The sequence below is a fragment of the Streptomyces sp. CB02009 genome, assembly GCF_001905825.1.
Classification (GTDB): domain Bacteria; phylum Actinomycetota; class Actinomycetes; order Streptomycetales; family Streptomycetaceae; genus Streptomyces.
The window spans coordinates 1016024-1041765 of sequence record NZ_LIVV01000001.1; the positions used below are offsets into that span (position 1 = coordinate 1016024).

Annotated in this window: 22 protein-coding genes; 7 read left to right on the forward strand and 15 right to left on the reverse strand. The window is 71.6% G+C overall.

All coding sequences use genetic code 11. From position 1 onward, the window contains the following. Window positions 1–68: 68 nt before the first annotated feature. The 4 genes from AMK27_RS04510 to AMK27_RS04525 form a co-directional block, all read right to left on the reverse strand. Window positions 69–1121 (reverse strand): polyprenyl synthetase family protein, encoded by a 1053-nt coding sequence (locus AMK27_RS04510; RefSeq protein ID WP_073902683.1) that lies wholly within the window; start codon window positions 1119–1121, stop codon window positions 69–71. Then, window positions 1114–1392, reverse strand: a complete 279-nt coding sequence (locus AMK27_RS04515; RefSeq protein ID WP_073902684.1) for a polyprenyl synthetase — start codon at window positions 1390–1392, stop codon at window positions 1114–1116. The genes AMK27_RS04510 and AMK27_RS04515 overlap by 8 nt, the downstream gene beginning before the upstream one ends. A gap of 197 nt (window positions 1393–1589) precedes the next feature. Further along, complete coding sequence (locus AMK27_RS04520; protein WP_073902685.1) at window positions 1590–3614, reverse strand: PE-PGRS family protein; 2025 nt, start codon at window positions 3612–3614, stop codon at window positions 1590–1592. Window positions 3615–3828: 214 nt separating this feature from the next. Further along, window positions 3829–6663 carry a S9 family peptidase gene (locus tag AMK27_RS04525; protein WP_073902686.1) on the reverse strand — a complete coding sequence of 945 codons (2835 nt, stop codon included), beginning with the start codon at window positions 6661–6663 and terminating at the stop codon, window positions 3829–3831. 434 nt (window positions 6664–7097) lie between these two features. Between AMK27_RS04525 and AMK27_RS04530 the strand changes: the two genes are divergently transcribed. The 3 genes from AMK27_RS04530 (at window position 7098) to AMK27_RS04540 (ending at window position 9838) form a co-directional block, all read left to right on the forward strand. Beyond that, window positions 7098–8150 (forward strand): metallophosphoesterase family protein, encoded by a 1053-nt coding sequence (locus AMK27_RS04530; protein ID WP_073902687.1) that lies wholly within the window; start codon window positions 7098–7100, stop codon window positions 8148–8150. 271 nt (window positions 8151–8421) lie between these two features. Further along, a complete protein-coding gene (locus tag AMK27_RS41080) occupies window positions 8422–8976 on the forward strand; it encodes a hypothetical protein (protein WP_198955792.1) in 555 nt (184 codons plus the stop codon). 208 nt (window positions 8977–9184) lie between these two features. Further along, complete coding sequence (locus AMK27_RS04540) at window positions 9185–9838, forward strand: class I SAM-dependent DNA methyltransferase (protein WP_073903943.1); 654 nt, start codon at window positions 9185–9187, stop codon at window positions 9836–9838. Window positions 9839–10164: 326 nt separating this feature from the next. Here AMK27_RS04540 and AMK27_RS04550 read toward each other — a convergent pair whose 3' ends face one another. Together AMK27_RS04550 and AMK27_RS04555 are read right to left on the reverse strand one after the other, a co-directional pair. Next, the gene (locus tag AMK27_RS04550; protein ID WP_073902689.1) at window positions 10165–10911 is read right to left on the reverse strand and encodes a hypothetical protein; all 747 of its coding nucleotides are present in this window, start codon (window positions 10909–10911) and stop codon (window positions 10165–10167) included. Between the two features lie 48 nt (window positions 10912–10959). Continuing rightward, a complete protein-coding gene (locus AMK27_RS04555) occupies window positions 10960–12021 on the reverse strand; it encodes an oxygenase MpaB family protein (protein ID WP_073902690.1) in 1062 nt (353 codons plus the stop codon). Between the two features lie 79 nt (window positions 12022–12100). On the opposite strand from AMK27_RS04555, the gene AMK27_RS04560 reads away from it, so the two are divergent. Then, window positions 12101–12748, forward strand: a complete 648-nt coding sequence (locus tag AMK27_RS04560; RefSeq protein WP_073902691.1) for a TetR/AcrR family transcriptional regulator — start codon at window positions 12101–12103, stop codon at window positions 12746–12748. A gap of 360 nt (window positions 12749–13108) precedes the next feature. Here AMK27_RS04560 and AMK27_RS04565 read toward each other — a convergent pair whose 3' ends face one another. Then, window positions 13109–13930 carry an alpha/beta fold hydrolase gene (locus tag AMK27_RS04565; RefSeq protein WP_073902692.1) on the reverse strand — a complete coding sequence of 274 codons (822 nt, stop codon included), beginning with the start codon at window positions 13928–13930 and terminating at the stop codon, window positions 13109–13111. Window positions 13931–14042: 112 nt separating this feature from the next. Between AMK27_RS04565 and AMK27_RS04570 the strand changes: the two genes are divergently transcribed. Beyond that, entirely contained in the window at window positions 14043–14534 is a 492-nt protein-coding gene (locus AMK27_RS04570) for a PH domain-containing protein (protein ID WP_143204809.1), read from the forward strand. A gap of 48 nt (window positions 14535–14582) precedes the next feature. On the opposite strand, the gene AMK27_RS04575 is transcribed toward AMK27_RS04570, so the two are convergent. From AMK27_RS04575 to AMK27_RS04585, 3 genes are all read right to left on the reverse strand, one after another. Next, window positions 14583–15623, reverse strand: a complete 1041-nt coding sequence (locus tag AMK27_RS04575; protein WP_073902694.1) for a vWA domain-containing protein — start codon at window positions 15621–15623, stop codon at window positions 14583–14585. A gap of 225 nt (window positions 15624–15848) precedes the next feature. Next, on the reverse strand, window positions 15849–16376 hold the full coding sequence (locus AMK27_RS04580) for an NUDIX hydrolase family protein (RefSeq protein ID WP_073903945.1): 528 nt from the start codon (window positions 16374–16376) through the stop codon (window positions 15849–15851). A gap of 92 nt (window positions 16377–16468) precedes the next feature. Next, complete coding sequence (locus AMK27_RS04585) at window positions 16469–16912, reverse strand: MarR family winged helix-turn-helix transcriptional regulator (RefSeq protein ID WP_073902695.1); 444 nt, start codon at window positions 16910–16912, stop codon at window positions 16469–16471. 176 nt (window positions 16913–17088) lie between these two features. On the opposite strand from AMK27_RS04585, the gene AMK27_RS04590 reads away from it, so the two are divergent. Then, window positions 17089–17922 carry an SDR family NAD(P)-dependent oxidoreductase gene (locus AMK27_RS04590; RefSeq protein WP_073902696.1) on the forward strand — a complete coding sequence of 278 codons (834 nt, stop codon included), beginning with the start codon at window positions 17089–17091 and terminating at the stop codon, window positions 17920–17922. 163 nt (window positions 17923–18085) lie between these two features. Here AMK27_RS04590 and AMK27_RS04595 read toward each other — a convergent pair whose 3' ends face one another. The 3 genes from AMK27_RS04595 to AMK27_RS04605 all read right to left on the reverse strand — a co-directional run bounded on the left by AMK27_RS04595 (window position 18086) and on the right by AMK27_RS04605 (window position 22542). Next, window positions 18086–18877 (reverse strand): methyltransferase domain-containing protein, encoded by a 792-nt coding sequence (locus AMK27_RS04595; RefSeq protein ID WP_241847298.1) that lies wholly within the window; start codon window positions 18875–18877, stop codon window positions 18086–18088. Beyond that, on the reverse strand, window positions 18865–20385 hold the full coding sequence (locus tag AMK27_RS04600; protein ID WP_073902698.1) for an NUDIX domain-containing protein: 1521 nt from the start codon (window positions 20383–20385) through the stop codon (window positions 18865–18867). Before AMK27_RS04600 ends, AMK27_RS04595 begins: the two co-directional genes overlap by 13 nt. Window positions 20386–20544: 159 nt before the next feature. Next, window positions 20545–22542 (reverse strand): ABC transporter ATP-binding protein, encoded by a 1998-nt coding sequence (locus tag AMK27_RS04605; RefSeq protein ID WP_073902699.1) that lies wholly within the window; start codon window positions 22540–22542, stop codon window positions 20545–20547. 545 nt (window positions 22543–23087) lie between these two features. On the opposite strand from AMK27_RS04605, the gene AMK27_RS04610 reads away from it, so the two are divergent. After that, a complete protein-coding gene (locus tag AMK27_RS04610; protein ID WP_073902700.1) occupies window positions 23088–23429 on the forward strand; it encodes a DUF5713 family protein in 342 nt (113 codons plus the stop codon). A gap of 57 nt (window positions 23430–23486) precedes the next feature. Here the strand turns inward: AMK27_RS04610 and AMK27_RS04615 are convergent, their stop codons facing one another. Further along, entirely contained in the window at window positions 23487–23858 is a 372-nt protein-coding gene (locus AMK27_RS04615) for a DoxX family protein (RefSeq protein WP_073902701.1), read from the reverse strand. A gap of 708 nt (window positions 23859–24566) precedes the next feature. Next, the gene (locus AMK27_RS04620) at window positions 24567–25682 is read right to left on the reverse strand and encodes a helix-turn-helix domain-containing protein (protein WP_338014283.1); all 1116 of its coding nucleotides are present in this window, start codon (window positions 25680–25682) and stop codon (window positions 24567–24569) included. Between the last annotated feature and the right edge of the window lie 60 nt (window positions 25683–25742).

A 25742-nucleotide genomic window follows, 5' to 3' on the forward strand; every position in this document is an offset into this window, starting at 1 on the left:
GTGTGGGGGATGAGCACTCTGGAGAAGCTGCGGACGGACCGGTTCTCGGCCGCTGCCGCCCCACCCGGTCAGGACAGGCGTACCGCGGCCGCATGCGCCAAGCTGGTCAGGGCGTGGGCCGCGGGCGCGGGTACGTCCAGGTCATGGAGCGCGCCGAGCGCCTCCTCGACCCTCGCCGCGATCATGTGCTCGACCCGTTCGGGTGCCTTGAGCCGCCGCATCACCCCGCGTACGGCATCCAGACCGTCCTCGTCGAGATCGGGCCGGCCGAGGACCGCGCGCAGCCCCTCCCGCTCCTCGGTGCCGGCGATGCGCCACGTCTCCGCGAGGAGCGCGGTGGGCCGATGGCCGCGTACGTCGTCGGCGTTGGCCTTGCCGGTGTGCCGCGTGTCGCCGAACAGGCCGAGCAGGTCGTCCCTGAGCTGGAAGGCCTCTCCCAGCGGCAGCCCGTAGGCGCTGTACCCCGCACGCAGCCGGTCGCCGGCCCCGGCGAGCGCACCGCCGATCAGCAGAGGCTGCTCCACGGTGTACTTGGCGGTCTTGTAGCGGATCACCTTCAGCGAGGCCGTCGTGTCCGGCGTGACCCCGGTGTGCAGGATCTCCAGGCATTCGCCGGCGACGAGATCGCGGGCCAGCGCCGCCCACAGCGGGCGGGCCCTGCCGAGGTAGGCGGCGGGGAGGCCGCTGGTGGCGAACAGCTGCCCGGCGAGCGACATGAGCAGGTCCCCGACGAGCATCGCGAGGGACCGGGCGGCATCCGCGGCCCGTGGATGGTGCCGTACGGCGCTCGCGAGGGCCATGTGGGCGGTCGGCCGTCCGTGCCGCAGGGGGCTGTCGTCGATGAGGTCGTCGTGGACGACGGCGGCCGCGTGCACCAGTTCCATGGAGGCCGCCGCCCGCACCAACGCGTCGCTGTCGGGCTGCCGAGCCGCCCGCCAGCCCCAGTAGCAGAACGCGGCCCGTAACCTCTTCCCGACCGAGACCGAGGCCTCGAGCTGCTCGGCCACCGGACCGAGCGCCGGATCGACCGCCGCCAGCAGGTCGGCCTCGTCGGCGACGAAGCGGTGCAGGACCTCGTCGACCCGCGCCTTGAACGCGGTCGGCTCCCACTGTTCAGTCACTCTCGCCCGCCCGCCGGGCCAGGGCGTGCCGGGCGAGAATCTCCAGATGGGCCGGCGGCGCGGCGGCGTAGCGGTCCAGGACGAGGCGCCCCCGCGCGGTCAGATCGCGCTCGGCCTCCGAGACCAGCTCCGCCGCGTCCGAGCGGCGGGTCAGCCCCCGTACGACTCCGAGTGCGGACCCCAGCGTGCCCACGGCCACATCGGCCAGCCCGGCGACCAGGAGCACCACCTGCTCACCGGGTCCTCCGCGGTGCCTCGTTTCCCGCGTCATGACGTCTCCCCCTCCACAGCGCACCGGTACGGCGACGCCGGTCACGCGCCGCCGATGTCCAGCGTCTCGGGGTGGTGGGCACGAACGAGCGGAAACTCACGAACGAGTGATCACTCCGATGGAGCGTACGGATCATGGGCGAGTGGAGAGCGGCGAGTGGGGAGCGATGAGGGGGAGCGACGAGGGGGGAGCCAGGTCTAAGCGTCGCCTCCGGCCCCGTTCTGCGTCTCGGCCCGAACTTCCTGCAGCAGCTGGATCATCCGTGCGATGACCGGCTCGGGCAGCCCCGGATTCCGGGCGGCCGCGTACGCGGTGTCCCTGCTGCGGAGCAGCCGGACCAGGGTCCTCGCCGGCAGCCGCGGGTGCCGTGCCGCGGCCCGCTGCACCCGCTCGCACGGGTCGTCCAGCAGCCGCACCGCCGAAGCGGGTGCCAGCCGGGTGTCCGCCGCGGCCCGCAAGCGGACCTCCTCGTCGCTGTCACGGCTGAACCGCTCCACGAGATCGACCGTCGACTCCGGGTCGTCCAATGCGAGTTGCCGCATGCGCGGGTTCGGGTCGTCGGCGTGGCGGAGCAGACCGAGGCGGGGGAAGTTCGGATGGCTGCGGGGGCGGCCCGGCGCGCTGAGGCTGCCGGTCCACCACTGCCACACCCGCAGCAGCATCTCGGCGGGCGCGTCGTCGCACGACTCGGCGAGGAAGAGCTGCACGACACGGTCCTCGTCGTGCGCGAGCGACTCGACGACGTCCGTCGGGAGCCGCTCGGCGCGGGCGACGCTTCTCCGCACGAGGGGGTGCGAGGAGGCTGCCAGGCGGCGCATGGCCTCGGGATCGTCGTGCAGCGCGCTGACCCAGTCGAGCGCGTTGGTGTACGCGCCAGGATCGAAGTCGTAGGCGATGCCGGCCCGTTGCTCCTCGCTGAGATCGGGACGTGTGGAGACCGCGAAGCGGACGCCTTCGTCGGGGTCCCGGGCGAGAAGGGCGACCAGGTCGCCGTCCAGCCACGGGTTGCCCGCGAGGTCGCGGCGCCGACCGGGGTCGCCGTGGTCGGCCAGACGCTCGGCGAGATCACGTGCGAGTCGGCACGTCCTCGCCGCGTCGCTGGTGTCGAGTCCCTCGGCGTCGTAGGCGGACCGGGGCAGCGGGTGCTCCTGGTGGTGCCGCAGGCGCGCCGCGACGCGCACCGTGCGGTCGGGGTCGTCGAGAAGCGCCGACCGGACGGTGTCGTCCAGCTGCGACCAGGCCGCCCCGCGGCACGCCGAAGCGCGTACGGAGGGATCGACGTCGCGGGCCAGCACTACGAGCAGGTGGGCGGGCAGACCGGTCAGCCGGGCCGCTTCCTGCCGTGTCCTCGCGGAGGGGTCCTCGGCGAGCCGCTCGTACGTGGTGGCGGTGAGCTCGACGCGCCGGTCTGCCGCGTACACCGCGAGGATCCACCGCCTCCGGGGGTCCTCCTCGCCCAGGATCAGGCGTTCCCACTGCTCCGCCGTGATGTTCGGCTGGACCTCGGCGAGCAGCGCGCGTACCGGCCAGTCCGGGTGGACCGTCGCGGACTCGACGACGGAGGCCGGGAGGGGACGCCACAGGAGGTGGTGGGACAGGCCCAGGAGACCCGCACGAAGGTCCTCGGAGACGGCAGGGTTGAGCGCGAGCCCGTGCGCCCACTCGTCACGCAACCACCGCACGGACTTCGGCATCCAGAACAACTGCTCCCATGCCGCGGCGCGTTCGTCGGCGGTCTCGCTGCCCGCGGCGAGGGCCTCCGCTTCCCGCCACTCCGCGAAGCGGTCCTGCGCGATGAGCCAGACGTCGTACTCCTCACTCGTCGCCCCGAGCAGAGCGTCGCCGTCCACGGAGAGCGTGACGAACTCGGGCCGGCCGGGCCGCTCACCGAGGACTCCGGCGAGGTCCCACCGCTCGGTGAGCCGCACCCGCGTCCAGCGTTTCGACGGGCCGCCCGGCCCGCTGCCGGCCGTGTGGATGAGGAAGGTGCCGTCCGCGCCGATGACCCCCAGCTCCACCGCCAGCCGGTACCACTCCCGGTTGAGCTCGGCGACCAGCTCCGGCGCGTCCATCCGTACGGCCACGGTCGGCGCGGTGTTGGCCGAGACGACCGGTCGCCAAGCCGCCCAAGGCCTCACGGCCCCCTCGACCCGATGTCCCCCCACGACGTCCAGCCCGGCCCGCCGCAACAGCTCCACGAGCTTGTCCCGCCCATCTGTCATGGTCACTCATCCTGCCCGAGGCGCAACGGAAGGCGGACACCGCCCCGTGAAGGGAGCGGTGTCCGCCTCGGCCGTTCCATGCGATGTCACGGCACGTCACGGCACGGCACGTCATTGCCCGTACGCCGTGGCACGTCGCCCGTACGCCGTGCCGCGTCGTGCCGCGTCGCCCGTACGTCGTGCCGCCTCGCGCTACGTCACGAGCACGCGCACCCTACGACGCGTCCCGCACCGTCCCCACGAACTCGGGTCCCGGCACGGGCTCCCAGGTGGAGTCGTACGTGATCAGCTGGGCCCGCAGAGACTCCGCCGGCTCACTCACCGCGTCCTCTGCCGTCGGCACGCTCACCTCAGCGGTCGTCGCGCCGACCGGGACGGAGACGGGCAGGTTCAGCCCGCCGAACTCGATCTGGGAGAGCGGCGTGGGCGTGGCCGGTACCTCCCCGAGCTGCTCCTTCAGCCAGGCCTGGTCGAGGTCCGCCGTGGTCAGCTCCGTACCGCCGACGGGCGGCAGGAACGAGACGTGGCCGCTGATCTCGGCGTCGGCCGGCTCGGACAGCGTCACCCGCCAGGTCAGCGCGGCGCCCTCCGTCACGGAGTCGGCGACCGGCGCCACGGTCACCTTGGGCATGGGGTCGTCGTTCTGCACGGTCACTCCGCCGCGGTGCGCGCCGACGGCCGTGCCGCGCACCGCCTTGACGAAGGCGTCGTGCGTGACGTCGTATCCGAAGCGGTCGTTGCCCCGTACCTCGACGGGGACGTCGATGTCATGACGTCCCGGGCGTACCGTCACCGTGCGGGAGGTGGTTTCGCCCGTGGCCGGATCGGGCACGAACAGCCGCACCTGGCCGCTGCCCTGGCCCGACACCCGCACCGGCACCCGGTAGGTCCGGACACCGGAGTCGCCTTCCTGGACCGTCAGGCGTCCGACGTCGACACGCGCCAGCGCGGCCGGACGTACGGCAGGCGTGCCGGGGCGCCAGCCCCAGGCGTCCATCAGCCACGCACGGCCGGCAGCCGTCCGGGGAGTCAGCTCGAGTGCCGCGATCCGCTTCAGGTCCAGGTCGGACCGGACGGCTGCGGACAGGGGTACGCGTACCTCGCGCGCCCAGTAGGAGGTGGTCCGCTCGCTGCCCGGGAGCCCGTCGACACGGGTACGGCCCAGGTGTGCGCGGCGCCCCGAGGCGTCGGTCACGGCGATGTCCAGCTCGGTGCCCGTGCTGTTCGGCGGGACGATCACCCGGAGGGCGAGAGAGCCGGATCCGGCCAGGGAGACCGGCCGAGCCGAACGCACCGCGACCGGGGTTCCGGGCCGTGACCATTCCAGGGCGACGGCGTCGCGGCCCGGTTCGGGCGCGGCCTCCCAGTACGCGAAGTGCGGTGAGGCACCACCCGCGTCGGGGGACAGGCACGCACGGCCGGGATCGGGGTCGACCTGGGCGCAGAGCCTGCCGCCGCCGGACACGGTGAGCGCGGAGAGGCCGGGCACGAAGGCCGGTGTGCGGTGCGCGCCGACGGCGTGGCTGAGGGCGCGGACCGGGCCGGCCGAGGGCGCGCGGCGGCCGGTGCCGTCGAGGAGCGGACGGACCCGGTCGTCACCGGCGACGAACAGCCGGGCGGCCGCCGCGATGTAGGTGGCGCCGGCGGCCTGCTGCTGCGCGGCGGTGAGACGGGTCCTCGTGCCGGGGGAGCAGACCGGGTCGGTCTGCTCGTCGGACCAGAAGTCGTCGAAGGCAGGCGCCTGCGCCTGGCCCGGGGTCCACTCGCTGTTGAAGAAGTTGTGGTTGGCGCCGACCATGTAGACCGCGCTGTGCAGAGCGGCTCCACGGCTGACGCCGCGCGTGCCGTCGACGAAGTTCTGGCCCTGGAGGTCGGACACGTCGCCGTCGCAGCCCGGCAGGACGGTCATGGAGGGCACGTCGGGCGCGGGGTTGTTGCCGAAGATCGTGGGTCCGATCGGCACGGTGCCGAGGATCTTCCACCGTACGGGGCCCCGGTAGCCGTCCTGGTCGGCGGGCGGCGGGGTGAGACTGTCGAGCGCGGCCCGGTTGACGCCCTCGCCGCCACGGGAGTGGCCCACGAGCAGGACCCGAGACAGGTCCGCGGCGGAGGAGCGGCGTACGGCGGCCGGGGCGGCTGCCCGGTCGGCGGACCAGTCGGCCCAGCGCGCCAGGTGCTGCCGTATGAGGGAGGAGCGGGCCTGGGCACCGCCGTCCTCGGCGCGGAAGTCCTGGCCGTTGATGCCGTTGGCGGATATGGACAGTGTCACGTACCCCTGGGAGGCCAAGAGCCGCTGCGCCTTCAGGTACCCCTGGTGGCTCGGGATCGGCTTCGAACCGACCGCGCAGGGCCAGTCACCGGTCACGTCCTCGGACCCGGGGGTGTAGCAGGTGCCGTGGCGGCCGTGCAGGAACAGGACCACGGGCCGCTTCCCGGGCGCTCCGGCCGGTCCGACGACCGTGGCACGCATCTCGACGGGCTCGGGGAACCCGGGCAGCCGCACGGACTTGAGGTCGTACTCGCCGCTGACGGGGCGGTAGCGCCCCGGTACTCCGGGGTCCACGCCGTTCGCGGGGAGCGGGGCGCCCGGAAGGGCGGCCGGGGCGGAGGGACCTGAGGTACCGGAGGGATCAGAAGGGGTGAGACGCGCGGAGCGGGCGGGACCGGAGGCGTCGAGCCGCCGTCCTCCGGCCGTGACCCGCAACTGAGTCCCCTCGGTGAGCCGCAGGTCCTGGAGGGGCAGCCGGAAGGAGCGGCCGTCCCGCGCGGCCACCGGATGACCGAGGAGCCGGTCGCCGGCGTGGAACGTGACGCGGGCGTCGCCCATGGGGACGGGTTCGGGCGCCGTCCACACCAGCTGGCGACGGGCCCCGGTGCCGGAGACCTGCCAGCCCTCGGGCAGGTCGAGATTGCCGAGTCGGCTGCTGGCGGCGGCGGCCGACGGCCCATCGGAAGGGACGGGTGACTGCGCGAAGGCCGCCCCGGGTGACACCGAGGCCAACGCGAGTAACGCCGCGGCGGTGGCCACGCCGCGTGTAGCACGTATCAAGACGGACTTCCTCACGATCGGTTGTGCGGGGAACGCAGGAGGTGCGGGTGAGGCGCCTCGGGGAGTTCGGAAGTCGCCGGATGGGATGTCCGGATGGGATGTCCGGATGGGATGTGCTGAGCGCGCGCGCCGACCTCCCCAGCCCCCTCTCTCGCCTTCGGAGGAGGGCAACGACGCTCCGTGGGTTGCCTCGTGGCGTGAACAGGCCCCCAGGAGGCGCGTTCTCGCCCGGGCACCGAACTCCCCTCCCGTAGGCATACGTTCACGCACCGGACATCTCGGAGCCGCGCAACAAGCCGATCAGGTTGCGTATGCATAACGGGTCTGGTTCGAAGAGCGGTGCCCGGGGCGCGTGTACGCGACGTGCGGGCGGACGGGCGCACCCCGGAAGGTGAGCCCGCCGGTGGGCACCGCCCGTCCGAGAGGAACTCCCCGTGGATCGAAGGTCTCTGCTCACCGTCGCGACAGGGGCGGTGGGCGCGGTCGCCGCCGCCCAGATACCGGCGGGCGCGGCACGCCCGGCGCAGTCCGGTCCGGCGGCGCAGCACGGTCCGGCGCACGCGGGCCCGTGGCGCCCGGTCGCCACCTTCAACGTCATCAGCGACATCCAGGGTGACCTGCGGGACCTCGGGGTCGCCCTGGAGGACATGAACCGGACCAACCGCACGAGTGCGGGCCTCGCCGTGGCCGGTGACATCACACCGCGCGGGTACGACGCCGAGTACGCGGCGGTCGCCTCCGAGGTCGCGCGCCACACCCACCCCCGCACGGTCGCCTGGGCCATCGGCAACCACGAGTTCTACGTCCCCAAGTGGCGCGACCCGTCGACCCTCGCGCAGGACACCTGGCCCAACGGGACGACCGAGGACTCGCTCTTCCGTAGCTTCTACGCCTTCGCCGGCCGCAACACGGTGTACGCGGAGCACTCGTTCGGCGGCATTCCGGTGCTGAGCCTCGGCACCGAGCGGTACATGCACTACCACGACCCGAAGCTGTGGGACGAGGTCTGGCTGAGCGAGGCGCAGCTGACCTGGCTGGAGGAGCGCCTCGCGCACTGGGCGCGCCGCCGGAAGCCGGTCATGGTCATCACCCACCACCCGCTTCCCAACACGGTCTCGGGAAGCCACAACCGCCTCTACTCGCGCGACTACCTCCAGGCGGACCGCCTCCTCGGCACTCTCGGCCGCCACAAGGACGTCTTCCTCTTCTGCGGACACACGCACTGGGACCTCGCGCTGTCGGACTGGTACGTCCGCAGGGTCGTCCCCGGTACGGCCAACCTGGACGGCTTCTCCGTGATCAACACGGGCGCGGTGCAGACGGGCTATACGGACGACGGCAAGGGCGGAGAGGTCACGGTCCCCGGCACGTTCAACCAGGGCCTCCAGGTCGAGGTGTTCCACGACCGCGTGGTGGTGAAGGCCCGCGACTTCGCGGCGGGCGCCTGGCTGAAGCAGATCACGGTGCCGCTCTCCACCCGGATCTGACGAGGGGGAAAACGTCTTGGTCGCTGAGCGGCACCCACGGATCATGAGCAGATGTGCGGCAGCTGGGTGCCAGTCCGGCCGGGTGCGCCTCCCCCAGGACGTCCGCGCCGTCGATGAGCGGCCGTACCTCTGCCCAGGGGTCCGCCGCCCAGGTGGTCGGGATTCTGTGCTGCAACGTCAAGGTCCTGAGCGGCGACGGAGCGTGCGATGGCGGCTGCGAGCACGACAGCGGCGTATCGGTAACTGGAGGGGCCCGGCCGGGAGCTTGCCCTTGGCGGTCTCCGACGAGCCCCGCAGGATCATGATCACGGAACCGGACTGCACCGCCGGGTGCTGCGGGGCCCTGTACGTCACGGTGCGCCGCGAGGGCGATGTGGTGATCTGGGACGCCTGGGAGAACACGGGCAACACCGGCTCCCTCCCCGCGGTCATGCGCTTCGAAGCGGCACAGTACGAAGCGGAACTCGCTCGGGCCGCAGCCGACCGCAGCTGGGAAGAACCCCTGGACACGGCTGCTCGGCTCCTTGAGGAGATCCTCGTCGAGAGTCGCTGGTTCGAGCGGTGGGGCTGCGTCCTCATCGGCGTCTGGCCCCGCCGAGGAGAACCCGACGTTCCCGAGGAACTGACGAGCCCGGAGGGCGTCGATGTCATGTTCCACGACGCCCACGCCCACGTCCACGCCCACGAGTCGGGCGGGCGGGGAACTTCGTACGGCTACGAGCTGCCCGTCACCGGCGGTGAGCCGGTGGAGGAGCAGGTACGGCGATGTGCGGAGCGCATTCTCGCTGACGACCCGCGAAACACGGCGGAAATCCGAGAGGCCTGAGCAGGCAGCCCGACGAAGCAGCGCACGGGCGACGCGGAATCGGCCCCCACCGCGATCGGCAGCCGACGGGCAGTCGGCAATCGACGATTCCCCGGCACTGACGGGCGGTCGGCAGATCGATGGGCGGAGCCGGCGGCTGATGGGGCGGCCGGCAGCCGATGGGGGACCGGCCCTCGGCGCGCGCCGCGTTTCCGGCTACGGTCTCCTGATGACCGAACTCGACACCTTGGCCGCGACCCGTGACGCCTACGACACCATCGCGACCGTGTACCAGCAGCAGTTCCAGGACTCCCTGCGGGAGCGCCCCCTGGAGCGCGCCATGCTGGGCGCGTTCGCGGAACTGGTGCGGTCGACCGATGACAGTGAGGGCGAGGTCGCGGACCTCGGCTGCGGGCCGGGCTACGTCACCGCCCACCTGCACGGACTGGGCCTGAAGGCGTTCGGGGTCGACGCCTCCCCGGTGATGGTCGCGCTCGCGCAGGCCTCCCACCCCGGGCTGCGGTTCGAGGTCGGGTCGATGGCCGACCTGGACATCGAGGACGGCTCGCTGCGCGGTGTGCTCTCGCGGTGGTCCGTCATCCACACCCCGCCGCAGGAGGTCCCCGCCATCGTGGCCGAGATCGCCCGGGTCCTGGCACCCGGCGGGCACCTCCTGATCGACTTCCCCGCCACGGACGGGCCGCACCTCGAGACCCAGAGCTACGACCACGTAGTGGCAACGGCCTACCGCTGGAACCCCGACCGCCTTGCCGCACTCCTGCGCGAGCACGGACTGGCGGAGGTGGGCCGCATGACGATCGAGCCGCTGCCCACGGACCGACGACAGTTCCAGGAGGTCGAACTCCTCGCCCGCAAGGCGTGAGGCGAGGAACGCGCAGGCCGCCTCCAGGCCGCCGTTGGGCCGACTGGGGTACGGAGGCAGCGGCGTGGACCTAGGTCGTCTCGTTTGGATCAGCTGATCGTTGGTCTGGGCGTGCCGTCGCGGTCACCGGCTGCGGCGCGGCAGTAGAGGTGGCAGACCCCCGCCTTCGACCCCGAGACGTACAAGCAGCGCAATACCGTCGATCTCTGCATCAGTCGCCTGAAGCAGTGGCGGGGCGTCGCTATCCGCTACGAAAAGACCGCAACCATCTACCTGGCCGGACTCTACGTCGCCGGCATCTTTCTTTGGTCTGCCAGGCCAACGACTCAGGAGCAGGAGCGAACCGCATCGTCCCAGGCGCCGGGACTGCGGTAGTGGTTCCTGTGCCCCGCGGCGAGCACATGGCGCAGTTCGGCAAGGTGCCGGGTGTCCGTGGGGAGGTCCAACCGGTCGAGGAGGGCCAGGGCATCGGCCGGTTCCAGGTCGCCGTAGACGTCGTGGAAGCCCGTCAGAAGACCGCGGAAGAGAGCCGGATGCAGGGCGGGAAGCCGCACGGCGGTGCGGTACGTCGGCTCCTTCACCGTCCAGCGCACCGGGCCCGAGCACTCCAGAACCCGACGGGCTCGGCGGAGCAGGGCTTCCGATCTCTCTGCCACCACCCGGCCGATGTCGGTACCGAGAACCTCGGCGAAGGCCGACGCGGAAGTGACATGGTCCTCGAACCAGTCCACCCACAGCGAATAGGTGACGGCCTCGGCGTCCCGGTCCGCCTCCAGCCGCTGACGGTAACCGTCCCACAGCACGTCGGCCGGCAAGGGCCCCTCCGCACCCTCGTTCGCGAACCGAATCTCGCACGTGACCCAGTACTCGCCGAGGAGGTCCAGCAGCCCGAAAGCCAACCGCACCTGGTCAGCTGCATCCACGTCTTCGGCGAACACATCACCGGCCCAGGAGTGCGCCACCTGGTTGGCGGTGAGCAACACGTCCGGTTCCTCGTCACTCACCCACCCGTCGCGCACCTGGCTGACGCCCTGATCAGCCAGCCAACGCCGGGCAGCCTCCTCGGCCTGCATCTCCACTCGGGAAGTATGACAAGCCTCGCAAGATCCGAACGAAACGGCCTAGGCCAGCGGCCCCAGGGTGTCCTGCGACTCCATGAGACCCTGCTCGCTCGGAGCCAGGCCGTCGTCGAGCACCCGGGTCATCTGCCGGGCCCGCAGGTCGAGATGTGCTTCGGCGGGCTTGGTGAAGCCGTGGCGGGCGCGGGCCTCGGCAGGCGTCAGGACCTCCTCGCGGCGGGGCGCGATCCCGAGCTTCATGGGGGCGACCACCGCGACCGTGGACGGGGACTGCCGTGCCAGCAGGAGCAGCTCGATTCTGGGGCTGAGGTGCGCGAGCGCGAACGAGGCCTTCATGACGGGAACGATGAGCAGGTCGAGGGCGCGCGACTGCCTGATTCCGGCCAGCTCGCGCATCCAGCGCGGCATGGTGGCGACGGTGGCGATCCGTAGCGCCCGGGCCACGACCAGGCTGGCCGGCCGCGCCCAGAGGGGCGCGGGCGGCAGCACGAGGTCGGCGCGCAGCAGGTGGGTCATGGCCTGCCGGGCGATGGGGCTGGCGGACAGCCGAGGACGCATCCGCTCGAAGTAGGCCCGCACGCCCTCGCGGTCGCGCGGGACGTCGTCGGGGGAGCAGGTCTGGAACTCCGCGGCGGTCGCGCACGCCTGCCAGTACTCCCGCTCCTCCTCGGCGGTGAGCTTGCCGGGACCGTACTTCTCGTACGCGTACAGGATCGAGTGCCAGCCGGTGAGCTGGATCCACAGTTGGGAGGCGGGGTCGTTGGCGTCGTAGGTCCCCTCCCCGTACGGGAGCCGTCCGACGGCCTTGGAGTGGACCTTGACCAGGACGTCCGCCGCCCTGCACACCTCCCGCGAGCCGGCGAAGGCCACCATCGCGAAGTACCGCAGGGTGCGGTCGTAGCGTGTGCGGGGACGTCGGTAGATGCCCTGGGTTCCGTGGACGGCGGCCACCAGGGGCGGGTCGAGCTCCTCGACCACCACGGACCGCTGGAAGCCGACGGTCAGTGACGTCGGATAGCTCCAGACCTTCCACACCACCGACCCGGGGCCGAAGAAGCCGTAGTCCTCGTGGGGCTCGACCTCGCTCCGCTTCAGCAACGCCATCGTCCCGCTCCTCGTCTCATGCCCGCTCACGCCATTACGACAGGGCTGTCTTAAGACACGGATGTCGTAAACTGCCAAGGTGTCTGCCCACGCCGCTTCGGAAGCCACGCCGCGCAAGCGGCGCCCCTACGCACCGCGCGTCCCGCTCGCGGAACGCCGCGAGCAACTGCTCGACGCGGCGCTGGCCGTGATCGTCAGCGACGGATACGCCGGCGTCTCCATCGACGCGATCGCGAAACGGGCCGACGTCGCCCGCTCCGTGGTCTACGGCGTCTTCGAGAACCTGGGCGACCTTCTGGGCGCCCTGCTCGACCGGGAGCAGGCCCGTGCCTTCCGGCAGTTGCTGGAGACGGTTCCCGAAGGGGTGGACCCGCGGGAGCCCGCGGCGTTCGCCGCCGAGAGCGTCCGCAGGATGTCCACGATGCTCCGCACCGCCCCCGACACCTGGCGGCTGATCCTGCTCACACCGGGGGACATGCCCGCGGTCGTCCGCGACCGCGTCGAGGCGGACCGGGAGCGGTTCCGTCGGCGGGTCGCCGACTGGATCGCCGCCGTCCTCGCAGACCGGGGCCGCTCCGAACTCGACCCCCAGATCCTGGCCCACGCCTTCGTCGCCTGCGCCGAACAGTTCGGCCGCACCGCACTCACCGACCCGCAGAGGTTCGCCCCGGAACACGTGGCCCGGCAGGTGGAGTTGCTGATCCACGCACTGTGGCCTGCCGGATGATCCGTCGACGAGCTCGCGGAGTGAGAGAGAGATGGGCGGCATGGACACCGAAGGACTTCAGCGTTTGCTGAACGACATCCTCGGGCACGTGGTCGTGCACCACACCGCAGACTGAGACCCAGTCGCTGCCGCACGGCCTCTCGTGCACGACGCGGCGGTCCTCGGCGAGAACCCGCTCATGCGCGTTCAGCTCCCGCCCCGAACCGACCTCCTCCGCATCCCTCACCACGTGTCCCCTCCCACACATCCTGGCCGAGCCGCCTCCGGCACCACTGCCATGGACGCCCAAGCCCGCCAGAACGTTGCCTCTCAGGGACCGGCCGCACACCACCTGGGCGTTCACGCAGCGCAAGGGCCGTGTCAGGCCAGATGTGCGAGCAGCAGTGCGACGAGCCGCTTGGGAGTGCGGAGCGGCAGGTAGTGGTCGGCCTCCGGGACCACCACGCCATGGGCGTCGGGGATGTCGGCGACGAGTCGTTCGGCGATGGCCGCGATCTCCGGATGGTCCTGGTCGCCGTGGACCACCAGGACCGGGACGGTGATCTCGCGCAGACGGGCTTCCGCGTCGCGGTCCGGGAAGTGGGCGAGGAGCGGTTCGCCGGCGATGCGGCGTTCGGCGTTGTCCGCCACCATCGCCTCGATGAGCTCCCCGCCGGGCGCCGTGCGGCCCAGCGAAGCCCAGACCGAGAGCTCCAACGCGGCCAGGGCCGCCGCGTCCCGCTGCCGACGGGCGGTGGCGTAGGCCGAGGACTGCGGGTCCTGCGGCCAGTCGTGTCCGCTGACCGACGCACCGACGAGGGCCAGTGCGCCGACCCTCCCGGGGTGGGCCAGCGTGAAGTCCAGCGCGGTCTCCCCGCCCATGCTCAGCCCGACCAGCGCGGCACGGCCCAGGCCGAAGTGGTCGAGAACGGCGGCCAGGTCCTCGACGTCGTCGAAGGGCCGGTCCGGCAGGCTGGAACTGCCCAGCCCGCGTGCGTCGTAGCGGACGACGTCGTGGTGGCGGGCCAGCTTCGGAACCACGTCGTCCCACAGGTGGGCATCCATCCCGGCGTCGTGCAGCAGGACGACCGGGCTGCCGCTGCCGCCACCGCTGCGTTCCGCCCGCAGCAGCCCGCCATCCGGAGCGGGAACGTCGACGACGAACGCGTCGAGGGGGATCGGCCTGCCGGTGTGCGATCTCATGAAGTGATCACCTCAGCGCCTTGTCCAGGGCCGCCGAGGACTGATCCGGCCTTGCATCAAAAGGTTGTTCGTTCTCCGTTCGTACAGGCGAGTGGGGGCGTTAGTGTGCGTCATGACGATTCGCTCCTCGCCTCGACAGGTGCCCGCGCACACCCTTGGCAGCGCGAGCCAGCGCATCGCATTGAGCCTGGTGGGCGGTGTGTTCGGGCTGCTTGGGGCCATGGGGTTGACCGGCGCGGCTGACCTCGCCGGCGTCGTCATCTACTCCGTGGTCCTCGCCGCCGGACTCTGGCTCGCCTTTCGCGGCAGTCTTGTGGGACTCCGAGTAGACGCCTCGGGCGTCACGGAACGAGGGCTCGGTCGATCGCGGACCGTGTCGTGGTGCGCCGTCCGTGAGGTCGTCGTGAGTACGCAGGGCGTTGGCCCGGCGCAGAGCGGAAGTCCCGGACTCGTCCTCAAGGACGGCACGTCGTTGCCGCTCACCGCCATCGCCTCGTACTCCAGCCGCACCGTGCAGGCAGACCTCGCCCTGCTCACGTCCGCCCACACGGCCCACCGTGGCGCGTGTGGCGCCTGCGCATCGACCGGTTCGGGCGAGCGCTGACCCGAGCTCCACCAGGGACCCCCGACCGGCCGGTCCCCAGACGGGACGTCAGTGCATCAGCAGCAGGCGGGTGTTGGGGACGAGCTTCCGGTTCACGCTGGTGCTCTGCACGAAGATCGTGAACTCGTCGTTGTGGTCGGGCTTGACGCGTACCTCGACGTCCGGCAGACCCAGCAGCGATCGGGCCTCGGGTCCCGTGTACACCCGGTCCGTCTTCTTCTCCAGGACCGCGATCTGCTTCCGCGCCTGGATCTTCTCCGACTTGCTCAGCTGGTAGAAGGCGCCACCGGTCCGGTAGGTGTGCCCGCTTTCGACGACCCAGTCCCGGATCCCCGCATCCCGGGCCACCGCGATCAGCGCGTACCCTGACGGATCCGCGGGGGTCAGGCCCGCCGCTGCGACGGTGTCCATGTTCACGGCCTCGGCCCCCACGGAGAACACGGCCCGCGATCCCCTGATGCCCTTGCTGCGCCCGACCATGAACTTCTCGGTGGCCTCCTGGATGACCTGGCCGGCCTCCTCCAGACCCTGCGTGCTCGTGGCGTCCCAGATGGCGATGTTGTCCTTGGGGAAGCCGCCCTGCATGGCCTCGTGCTTGCCCATCTGGTCCGGGACCAGGACGGCCAGCGTCCAGTTGTCCTCCTGCGTCCGGATCATCTCCGCCACGGACTCGACGAGTCGACGCGGATCCTTGCTCGGAGCGTCCGGGCAGCGATGGCTCGCGTTCTCCTGGCCGTCGGTGAGCACGAACGTCAGGAAGCTGTGGTCGCCGTACAGCTGGGCCGTCTGGGCCAGCTCCCGCTGGGACTTCAGCGCGGCCGCGAGCAGCGCCGTCATGCCACCCACCCGGTAGAGCTGCTTCAGGGACGGCATCCGCAGCACGTCCTTGTCGTAGATGACGCACTCCACCTTGTCGGCGAAGACGTACACCGTGACGCGGGTTTCCTGGTCCAGGTCCTTCGACCGGCGGGCCAAGTACGCGATCTGCTGGTCGGCGACCTCGACGACCTTGCGGCTCAGGTGCGACATGGACGAACTGGCGTCCAGCACAAGGGCGACGTGGTTGATGTAGTTCTGGCTTCGGGTCATGACAGCTCCCCCTCGTTCCGACTCGATGGATCCACCGTCTCACCCACCACTGACAATCGAACGTGGCTTCGAGGGGGTGCGGTTGGTCGGTCGGGGGAGCGCCAGGCAGTGGAAGTCCCGTCGCGGGCGTGGTTCTTCGGCGCTACGCGTGCGCGTGCTGCTGCCGCCCCTTCCCGGGCGGCAGCAGCACGGCGGCCGTCTTCGTCGGCCTCGGCGGCCTCGTTCTCAGTACGCGTGTCCCACGTGCGCGAGGGCCTGCTTCAGCAGCGCCCCGCGGCCGTCCGGCATCTCGTTCTGCACGGCGGGAGAGGCAGCCTCCTGCGGGCTGAACCAGACGAGGTCCAGGGCGTCCTGCCGTGGGCGGCAGTCGCCGCTCACCGGCACGACGTACGCGAGCGAGACCGCGTGCTGGCGGGGGTCGTGGTACGGCGTGATGCCGGCCGTGGGGAAGTACTCGGCGACGGTGAAGGGCTGCGGCGAGGGAGGGACACGTGGCAGGGCCACGGGGCCGAGGTCTTTCTCCAGGTGGCGTAGGAGTGCGTCACGGACTCGTTCGTGGTGCATGACCCGGCCGGAGACCAGGGTGCGGCTGATGGTTCCGTCCGCGCCGATCCGCAGGAGCAGACCGATGCTGGTGACTTCGCCGCTGTCGTCCACGCGCACGGGTACGGCCTCGACGTACAGGATCGGCATCTGGGACCGAGCACTGTTCAGCTCGTCCGTGCTCAGCCAGCCGGGCGTGGTCTCTGTCATGTCGGACATCGCTTGATCATACTTTCCCGACCGTGCCCCGGCCTAGGCCGCGTGTCTGCCAGGCGGGTGGGAGTTCCCGCGGGCCCGTGAGCCTACGAGGTGGCGCCGTTCGGCCACGGCTCGTCGGCGATCAGTGCCAGCAGCCGGCCGAGCGTCTCGCGCTGCTCCCGGTCGAGCGCGCCGAGCGGGTCGGTGGCGAACGGCATCGCCGTCCGCAGCTCCGCGATCGCCCGGAGGCCCGCTTCGGTGGCGGCGACCAGCTTGACCCGGCGGTCCGCGGCCCCCGAGCGCCGTTCGACCAGGCCGCGCTCCTCCAACCGGTCGACCAGGGTCGTGAGGTTGGACGGTTCGGCGTGCAGCCGCTCGGCGAGCGCCCGCATCGGTACCGGCTCGGCGCTGTACAGGAGCGCTTTGGCCTGGAGCGGGGTCAGGTCCTGCGCGGTGGCGGCGGCCTCGGCCTCGCGCGCGTACCTGCGGTTCACGACGGCGAACAGGCCGACCACCCGCGCGTCGAGCTCGTCTGCGGGAGAGGTCATGCCGTCCACTGTAGCCAGGTGCTTGACAGTCGCAAATATCGGCGCCCATAGTTATGGAGCATGGTAATTATGGTACATAAGTAATTGGCTCCGTGTGCGCCGCTGAGCGCCGCCGGGGGCCACCGCATACCGCCAGGTGCCACCTGCCACCGGCACCACCGCAGAGAGGTTTCTCCATGTCCGACAAGGTCGTCCTGATCACCGGCACCTCCTCCGGCATCGGCCTCGCCGCCGCCGTCTCCGCCGCCCGCGCGGGCTTCACCACGGTCGCCACGCTGCGCGACCCGGCCCGAGCCGACGCCCTGCGGAAGGCGGCCGAGCTGGCCGGGGTCGAGCTGGACATCCGCCGCCTCGATGTCACCGACGCCGCCTCGGTCGAGGAATGCGTCGCCGGAGTGGTCGCCGACCACGGTCGCCTGGACGCCGTGGTCAACAACGCGGGTGCCGGCCACGTCGGCACCATCGAGAACGAGTCGGTGGACGAGGTCCGCCAGGTGATGGAGGTCAACTTCTTCGGCGTGGTCACCGTCACCAAGGCCGTCATGCCGCACCTGCGCGCCACCGGCGGCCGCCTGCTCACCGTCACCAGCGTCGGCGGCGTGATCGGCCAGCCGTTCAACGAGGCCTACTGCGCGGCCAAGTTCGCTGCCGAGGGCTTCATGGAGAGCCTGGCCCCGGTCGCCGCCACGGCCGGTGTCACGGTCGCGGTGATCGAGCCCGGCGCCGTGGCCAGCGAGTTCGTCGCGAACGTGGGCATCCGGGAGAGCGCGGTGGCCGAGGCCGGCGTCTACGGTCCGGCGCTGGCGAACTACCTCGGCCGCACCCGGGGCGCCTTCGCCTCCGCCCAGACGTCGGAAGCGGTGGGGGAGGCGATCACCGAGGCGCTCACCACCGATCGACCGGCCTTCCGTATCCAGACCTCGGACGCGGCCCGCACCTTCGTCGGGGCGAAGCTGGCGGACCTGGACGGTTCCCTGGTCCAGACGGCCACCTCGGCCTGGGTGGCCTGAGCCGCGCCCCTGCGCCCTTCCTGCGCCCCTGCCTCCCTCTCCGCGTCCGTGCCCGTGCCCGACACCGTGCTCCTGCCCGGCTCCGTGTCCGGCCCCGGACTCGGTCCCGTTCCCGGCTTTGGTCCCTATCCCGGTCCCGGTGCCGTTCCCGCTCCCGTTCCCGTCAAGCAGTCCTCCGTCGTTCCGCCCCGCGACGGGCCAAGGTGTGCACAAGGCGGCCGAGCTGCCGGTACGGGTCCCGCGTCGAGGCGGCCCACTCCGTCTGCAGCGCCTGCACATACTCCTCGGGGCCCGGGTCCCAGTCCACGTGGTGGTCGTGGAAGACCCGCACTCCCTGCCACGGCAGCGGGGCGAGCCCGTGCTGGGCCGCGAGCGCGTCGAGGGCCTCAGCCGTGTCCCCACGCGTCCGGAGGCCGAGGTTCCCCACGCTCGTCGCCACGCCGTGCTCGATGAGGTCACGCGCCGCCCGGTACTCACCGCGCAGGGCCTCACGGAAGCCGGTGGCGGCCCGGTTCTTCGTGAGGAGGCTCAGCACCCCGCCACGGGCGACCAGGCCCGCGAGGCGGCCGACCGCGTCGGCGGCGTCGTCCAGGTACATGAGCACCCCGTGGCAGCAGACGCCGTCGAACCGCTCTCGCTCGAAGGGAAGGCTGTCGACGCCCGCTTCGACGAGCCGGATCTGCGGGGCGAGGTCGGGCCGCGCGCGCAATCGGCGGGCCGCTGCCGCGAGCATCTCCGCGGACGGGTCGGCGGCTGTCACCTGGTGCCCGGCCGCGGCGAGCCGGAGCGTCATCTCACCGTCTCCGCAGCCGACGTCCAGGACGCGTGCGGGCCCGGTGGGCAGCTCGGCGAGAAGTCGGCGCGCGACGAGGTCGTGGCGCAGACGGCCCCGGGCACTGAGGGAGTGAGCGGAGTACGCGGCGCCGACGGTGGCGAAGTCGGTCAACGCGTCCACCCCCATTCCGTGTAGGGCCTGCCGGCCTGGACTCCCTCGATCGCCGCGCGTGCGTACGGGACGATCGGCTCGGGCAGGTCCTTGGGATCCCACCACTGCCACGCCACGCACTTGTCCGGCTCCCGCAGCTCGGGCGTGCCCTCCCAGCGGCCGGCCCGGAAGAAGAGCTGGATCCTCGGTGGCCGACACCCCGACCGGCCCCCGGCCCCCTCCGCATGTCCTTCCGCCGCCCGGTCGACCACGTGCACGGTGTGGACCAGTTCGAGGTCGTCGCGGTCGATCACGAGACCGGCCTCCTCGTACGCCTCACGGACCAGGCACGCGGTCGCCGACTCCGCCTCGCAGTGGCCGGCGAGCGCATGCCACGATCCGCCCGCGTACGACGAGTCCGGGTGGCGACGGCCCAGCAGGATCCGGCCCTCGTGCTCCAGGTAGAGGTGGACGCCGACGATGTGCGGGACGGTGCCGGGCGGCTCCGGTGCCTGTGCTCCCGGTTCGGCTCTCGCTGTGAGGCCAGCGGCCGGTGCGGCGTGCTCGGTCGCGTGCCGCTCGAGGAGTTCTCTGGTGGACGCCGCCATCGTCAGGAACGGGAGCCTGCCCGGGTCCATCCAGGCGAGCATCACGCCTTCGGTGAGCCGCAGGGCGGACGGGTCGCCGCTCCACGTGCCGGTGAAGACCTGGATCGGCACGGTCATGCCCTCCGTACCGATGGCGTGCTCCACGGCGTACAGCCTCAGGTCGGTGATCTCCAGGCCTGCCTCTTCACGGAGTTCGCGGCGGACGGTGTCCAGCAGGGTGACGTCCTGCGGCTCCCGGCCGCCCCCGAGCAGAGACCAGGCTCCCGGCTGCCAGATCTCGGGCTTGTTGGCGTCGCGCAGGTGCAACAGGTAGCGGCCCCGGCCGTCGTGCACGACCGCAGCGGCGTTCATGGGAACGATCGCGCCGTCCAGTCCTGATCGGGCGAGCTTGGCGCGCAGCGCGGGCAAGCAGACCTCGTCGAACGACAGCCAGGTGGCCTCCCCGACTTCTTCGGCCTGCAGCGTGAGGGTGGGGGAGAGCGCGTCGTCGGCGAGGCAGAAGACGAAGCGCACGTCGTAGTGGCGGTGGGCGGGTTCGGCCTTGGACGGGCGTGCGTCGATGTCGTGGACGCCGATGTCGATGGGGCGGTCGCGGAACTCGGGTGTCAGAGCCAGCGCCGAGGCGGGGAGCCCGGTCTCCTCCTCCACTTCCCGCAGGGCCGCCGCGAGCAGCGACGCGTCGGAGGCCTCGACGTGGCCACCGGGGGCGAGGAGCAGCCCGGAGGCCTTGTGCCGTACGAGCAGGACACGCCGGGCGCGGTCGATGACGACCGCGCTGCAGGTGATGTGTCCGGGAAGCGTGGCACGGCTGGTGGGGTCTCCGCCCGTGTCCAGGGAGTCGAGCAGACCGGACAGCGCGGGTCGTTCGTTGGGGTACTCGGCGAGGTATGCGGTGAGTACATCGCGTACGGGGGAGAGGGACGGCGGCATGTCAGCACCTCACGGAGAACTGGTCTGGAGAAGCCGGAGAGGGCGGAGAAGCAGGAGAAGGAGGAGGGACAGCGGGGGCGCCAGGGGCGGCAGGGGCGCCCGGCGTCGGGAGTTCAGCAGGGCGCGCCACCACGGAAGGCTCCCCTTCGAGGAGGCACGTCATGACGTGGCCTCCCCGGCACCCGCCGGGGTGTCCCGAAGGGGCTGCGCCGGAACGGACACCGGCTGGACGAACTGGCGGGCCTGCAGCTCGTACGCCTCTCTGAACACCCTGGTGCCGCCTGCCGGGTCCATGAGCTCGGCGAAGGTCCCCTGCTCGGCGACCCTGCCCTCGTCGAGCACGTAGATGACGTCGGCGTGGCGGGCACTCGCCAGGCGGTGGGTGATCAGCACGGTGGTCTGCCCCTTGTCGGCCAGCTGGTGGATCTGGTCGAAGACCCGCTGCTCGGCGGCCGCGTCCAGGGCGCTGGTGGGCTCGTCGACGATCAGCACGGCGCCGTCGCGGTGCCGGGCCCGGGCGAGGCCGAACTTCTGCCACTGGCCGCCGGAGATCTCCTGACCGCCCTTGTAGCCGCGGGTGAGGAGGGAGTCCCAGCGGCGCGGGAGTTCCGTGACGACCTTGTCGGCCCCCGAGTACCCGGCGGCCGGCGCGACGGCCGTGTCGTCCATCGGACCGGACGTACGCCCGATGCCGATGTTGACGCGGGCGGTGAACGGCCAGCGGAAGAAGTCCTGGGCGACCATCGCCACGCGCGCGAAGACCTGGGCCCGGTCGGCCTCCGCCGTGCTCACCCCGCCCCACAGGACTCGTCCGCTGTCGGGGAGCCGGGCACCGCTCAGCAGGCTGATCAGGGTCGACTTGCCGGCGCCGTTGCTCCCGACGAGGGCGACGGTCTTGCCTCGGGGGATGACCAGATCGACCTCGGACAGGGACGGCTTGTCCTTGCCGGGGTAGGTGAAGGTGACCCGCTCGAAGCGGACCTCGTCCACCTCCTCGGGCAGGTCCAGCCCACCGGTGGGGATGGCGCGCCGGACGGCTTCCGTGCACAGGGTCTCCAGATCGGCGACGAACAGGGCCTCCTCCTGCACGTCCGTGACACGGAGGACGAGGTCGGTGATGCTGGCCGAGCCGGTGCGGATCGCCAGTACCGCCGTGCCGGCCACCGCGAGGTCCATGCGTCCGTTCCACAGCAGCAGTCCGAGGACCCCGTAGGTGGCGACGGTCGCGAGGCCGCGGGCCGATTCGGCCAGTACGTGGGTGCGCGCGCCGGTCCAGGCGAGCCGGGTCTGCTCGCGCTCGCTCGTCCGCGCCATCTCCCGGAAGTGCGTGAGGAGGAAGGGCGCCACGTCGTGGACACGGATCTCGGCCGCGGCCTGCGGGTTGATGAGGAGCTGGCTGATCAGTTTGGCGGCCCGTACATGCTGGACGAAGCGGTGCCAGCTGACGTACCGGTGCCTGGCCATGGTGAGCGAGCCCCATGCGCTGGGCAGCGCCATGAACGCGAGCAGCGGCAGGAGGGTCCAGTGCAGCACCGCGAGAACGCCGGCGGCGGCGACCAGGGAGATCGCCGAGGTGACCACGGCGGTGCAGTAGCCGACCATCCGCCGGGCCGCGTCGGCGCCCCATTGCGCGGAGTCCATCAGCTTGTGGAAGGCGTCGTCCTCGATCGCCTCCAGCTCCACCTTCGCCACGAGCCCGAGATAGCGCTCGGTCGCCACCCGTTGGGCCTTGGGCTCCAGAATCCCGGTGGCAGCGGCCGAGGCCGAGGCGCACGCCGAGCCGACCACCGCCAGGACGGCGACCAGGGCGAGCGACGGCAGCGCGGCACGCAGCCTTCCGGTGATGTCGCCGGACGCGAGCAGTTCGACCAGGAGGGAGTTGACCGCGATCAGGGAGACGGCCTGCGCGATTCCTCGGGCGATCTCGCAGACCGCGACCGTGACGAACGCCCGCTGGTCGGCCTCGCGCGCCAGCCGGATCGCGACCGCGACCTGCCGTGGCAGCGCGCCGGCCATCTGGCGCAGTCCGAGCTTCAGCCAGGCCCCGTCGTGGCTGCCCCAGCCGTAGTCGTAGGTGAGCTCGCCGCCGAAGAGCAACTGCTCGGAGAGCGAGGGCCCGTCCGCCGAGGAAGGTGCGGTGACGTCGCTGTCGGTCATCCCCACCACCTCGTGTCCGGTCGGGCGGGGCAGGAGGGACCGGCGGTACGCCGGGGCCGCGTCGCAGCGGTCGGGAGGCGGACGGGCACGGGTGCGGCGGCAGGGGGAAGGGCGGTCCGGGGATGCGGCAGGGGGTGCATGTCGGCCTCCGGGAAAGGGTGTTGTGCCGTGTTGCCAGGCTCAACGACGACCCCCGCCCTCTCGAACACATGACTTTTGGACGTGCTGCGAACCCCGACTCCAGGCGAAAATTCGTTCGTTCCCGGTACATCGACCCTTGCCCGGGCTGGTCCAGGCGTCGATGTGGCGATGGCCGAAACGCCGACGCCGCCCTGAGCATGCGAGCAGGGCGGCGTGAGGCGAAGTGAAAGACGTGAGGCGGAGTGAAAGACGTGAGGCGAAGTGAAAGGCGTGGGGACGGAGCGACGGGCGTGAGGCTGCTGGGGTGCCTGACGAGGTGCGTTGTCAGTGGTCCCGTTCACGATGGGGGAGTCGTTCCCTCTTCACCCTCTTGTCTCTTCATCCCCTTCTAGAACGGAGGCATCATGCCGATCACGAACCAGCAGATGGCCGGACACGCGTTTCTCCGACAGATGTACGCGGACACGTACTTCCCCGACCACGTCGTCGACAAGGGCCGGGCGATCCTGCTGCGGCTGTGCGAACGCATCGAGGCCGAGCGACCGGCCGACCTGACGGCTCTGTACGCACTGACGTGGGCCGCGACGGACGAGTTCAACCTCCTGGAGGCGGAGTTCGACGCTGCGGGGAGCGAGATCGAGACGGTCGCACGGGAGATCATCGCCGAGGACTTCTGGCGTGTGGCATCGGCCTACGGGTTCGCGGACGCGGATGCGGAGGAGCTCATCGCCACCCGGGAGTGGTGATCCGAGACGCCGGCGAGCGTGCCGGGAACCGCGCCCGAGACCGCGGTCGCCGGGGCGTCAGGAGTCGGCGCGGCCGACGCTGCGCGCCCACAGGATCAGCGGGATCTGCAGGGGGAGGCGGCCGTAGGCGATCGCCTGCGCCTTCGGCGAGCGGTGTCGCCAGTCGTAGGCCATCTTGACGTTGGCGGGGAAGACGCCGGCGAAGAACAGGGCCGAGGCGCGGGCGCTCGCCCTGCGGGTCGCCGGAAGGGCGAGGCCGGCGGCGAGGGCGAGCTCGGCCACCCCGCTGGCCCTGGTCCAGGTCCCCGGGCTGCCAGGGAGCGACTCCGGCACGATGGCGTCGAACTGCTTCGGGCGGACGAAATGGGCGACGCCCGCCGAGGCGAGCAGGCCGGCGAGCAGAAGGGCGGAGCGCGTGGACCGGGGCATCGGGTTCCTTCGGAGGGGGCGGAGTGATGTCGAGGAGAAGGAGGAGGAAGAGAGGGAGAAGGAGGAGGACGAGCACACCTTACCGGCCGGTAAGTATGTCTGGGGGAGTCCTGGGGGAGTATTCCGCGCCCCGGTCGGGGCGGACGATCCGCCGGAAGCGGCCGTCAGCCCCCTGAGCTGCGGAAGAACGGGCGACCCGCAGGCACGACGAGCCCTCCAGCACCACATGGCCTGGTGGTGGGGTACCTTCGTCCGCACCACCGGGGGAGGGAGTCGTCGTGCGGATCGCTGGTGCGGAGGTCTTCTCCTGTGCCGTGTGCCGGGCCCGGTTGTCCGCGCCCGTGCGCGAGGTGCGGCCGCCGACGGAGAGTGAGGCCTGGACACCGCTCAGCTCCCCCGTGGATCCCTGCCCGCCCAGGATGGCGCCCGGGACCTTCGCCTACGACCCGGAGCCGGGGCGCATCACCTGGGGCCCGCCGCCCAAGGGCTTCGGGAAGTCCAGGGCGGGCCACGCGCCGGGGGTGGACCCGCTGCTGAGTCCGGGGGACGTGGTCGGCACCACGAGGATCCCCGCTCGCTGGGTCGGCTGCTGCGGGCCGGCCGGGCAGGACGGGCCCAACCTTGCCTGCGCGGAGTGCGGGGCGGAGGTCGGTCTGTGGATCGGTGACTGCTACACCTGGCTGGAGGTCGTCCTGAACGGGCGTCTGGTCAGCCGTTCGTCAGCCACCCCCGCTGCGCCACCTGCCACACCAACTGCGTCCGGGTCAGGGCCCCGGCGCGCTGCATCAGGGCCTGGATCCGTCGCTGCACCGTGCGCTGACTGACCCACAGCTGGGAGGCGATGGCCTTGTCCGCGACCCCGGCGACGATCAGGGAGAGCAGGTACCGCTCGTCGTCGGCGAGGTGCACCGCCGGATTCTGGCCGTCCTCGAAGTCGGCCAGTTCGCCGGAGTCCGTGACGTGCAGCGGGGTCGCGGCCGCCCACTGGCTCTCGAAGAGGGCGATCAGCGCGTCCAGCAGACTGCTGCTGTGGATCACGGCCGCCGTCGGCTCGCCCGCCCGGTCGGCGGGCCCCGGCGCGCGTTCCGTACCGTCACCGTCACCGTCACCGTCACTGGCACCGTAACCGTCACCGTCGAGGACGTCCCCGCTCTCGTACACGAGAGGGCAGATGGCCATCGAGCTGTCCGCGATCACCAGCCGCACCGGCAGCGTTCCGGCGGCCCGCGCCTGCTCGCCCGCCCGGATGCTCCGGGCGACGTTGTCCACCATCCCCGGTCCTTCCAGGAGTTCGCGCTCGTAGATCGTCCTGTAGCGCACCCCCCGGGCGAGCAGTTCCCACTCCTCGTCGTTCTCCGCCGCCGCCAGAGCGACCGGGCGGGCCTTGCAGAGCCAGCGCATCTCGCCGGCCCCGTACGCCATCTGCCGGAGCCGCTGCCGGATCACGCTCGCCCCGGTGATCACCTCCACGAGCTGCTCGGCGTCGTGCCGCCGCCCGCCGGCCCGGTACTCCTCGGCAAGCTGTTCCACGCCCCGACGCGCCCATTCGAGCGCCTCGTGCCCGCGCAGCAGCAGGGGGCGCAGCGCCGCGTCGGGAGCCATCGGCACGTACCGCTCGGGACCGCCTGCCGGTGGTTCGGCGGCCCGGCCGACCAGGCCCTTCCCGTGGAGGGCGGCCAGTACCGACTCGACCCGTGCCGCGTCCCACCCCAACTGCGCGGCGATGCCGCCGGTGTCGGCCTCCCGGACCCCGAGGAGGAAGCGGTACACCCGCTCCTCCTCGGCGTCGAGCCCTGCCGCCTCCAGCATGTGCCCTGCGCCCATGACGCCTTCCCCCCACCCCGGTCGACGTGATCACTCCCCCCGTCTTCGGAGTGATCAAAT

Coding starts and splice junctions, on each gene's coding strand:
- AMK27_RS04515 (WP_073902684.1), bottom strand. CDS start 1,392: ATGACGCGGGAAACGAGGCACCGCGGAGGACCCGGTGAGCAGGTGGTG.
- AMK27_RS04520 (WP_073902685.1), bottom strand. CDS start 3,614: ATGACAGATGGGCGGGACAAGCTCGTGGAGCTGTTGCGGCGGGCCGGG.
- AMK27_RS04540 (WP_073903943.1), top strand. CDS start 9,185: ATGACCGAACTCGACACCTTGGCCGCGACCCGTGACGCCTACGACACC.
- AMK27_RS04550 (WP_073902689.1), bottom strand. CDS start 10,911: ATGCAGGCCGAGGAGGCTGCCCGGCGTTGGCTGGCTGATCAGGGCGTC.
- AMK27_RS04555 (WP_073902690.1), bottom strand. CDS start 12,021: ATGGCGTTGCTGAAGCGGAGCGAGGTCGAGCCCCACGAGGACTACGGC.
- AMK27_RS04565 (WP_073902692.1), bottom strand. CDS start 13,930: ATGAGATCGCACACCGGCAGGCCGATCCCCCTCGACGCGTTCGTCGTC.
- AMK27_RS04570 (WP_143204809.1), top strand. CDS start 14,043: ATGACGATTCGCTCCTCGCCTCGACAGGTGCCCGCGCACACCCTTGGC.
- AMK27_RS04575 (WP_073902694.1), bottom strand. CDS start 15,623: ATGACCCGAAGCCAGAACTACATCAACCACGTCGCCCTTGTGCTGGAC.
- AMK27_RS04580 (WP_073903945.1), bottom strand. CDS start 16,376: ATGACAGAGACCACGCCCGGCTGGCTGAGCACGGACGAGCTGAACAGT.
- AMK27_RS04585 (WP_073902695.1), bottom strand. CDS start 16,912: ATGACCTCTCCCGCAGACGAGCTCGACGCGCGGGTGGTCGGCCTGTTC.
- AMK27_RS04590 (WP_073902696.1), top strand. CDS start 17,089: ATGTCCGACAAGGTCGTCCTGATCACCGGCACCTCCTCCGGCATCGGC.
- AMK27_RS04600 (WP_073902698.1), bottom strand. CDS start 20,385: ATGCCGCCGTCCCTCTCCCCCGTACGCGATGTACTCACCGCATACCTC.
- AMK27_RS04605 (WP_073902699.1), bottom strand. CDS start 22,542: ATGACCGACAGCGACGTCACCGCACCTTCCTCGGCGGACGGGCCCTCG.
- AMK27_RS04610 (WP_073902700.1), top strand. CDS start 23,088: ATGCCGATCACGAACCAGCAGATGGCCGGACACGCGTTTCTCCGACAG.
- AMK27_RS04615 (WP_073902701.1), bottom strand. CDS start 23,858: ATGCCCCGGTCCACGCGCTCCGCCCTTCTGCTCGCCGGCCTGCTCGCC.
- AMK27_RS04620 (WP_338014283.1), bottom strand. CDS start 25,682: ATGGGCGCAGGGCACATGCTGGAGGCGGCAGGGCTCGACGCCGAGGAG.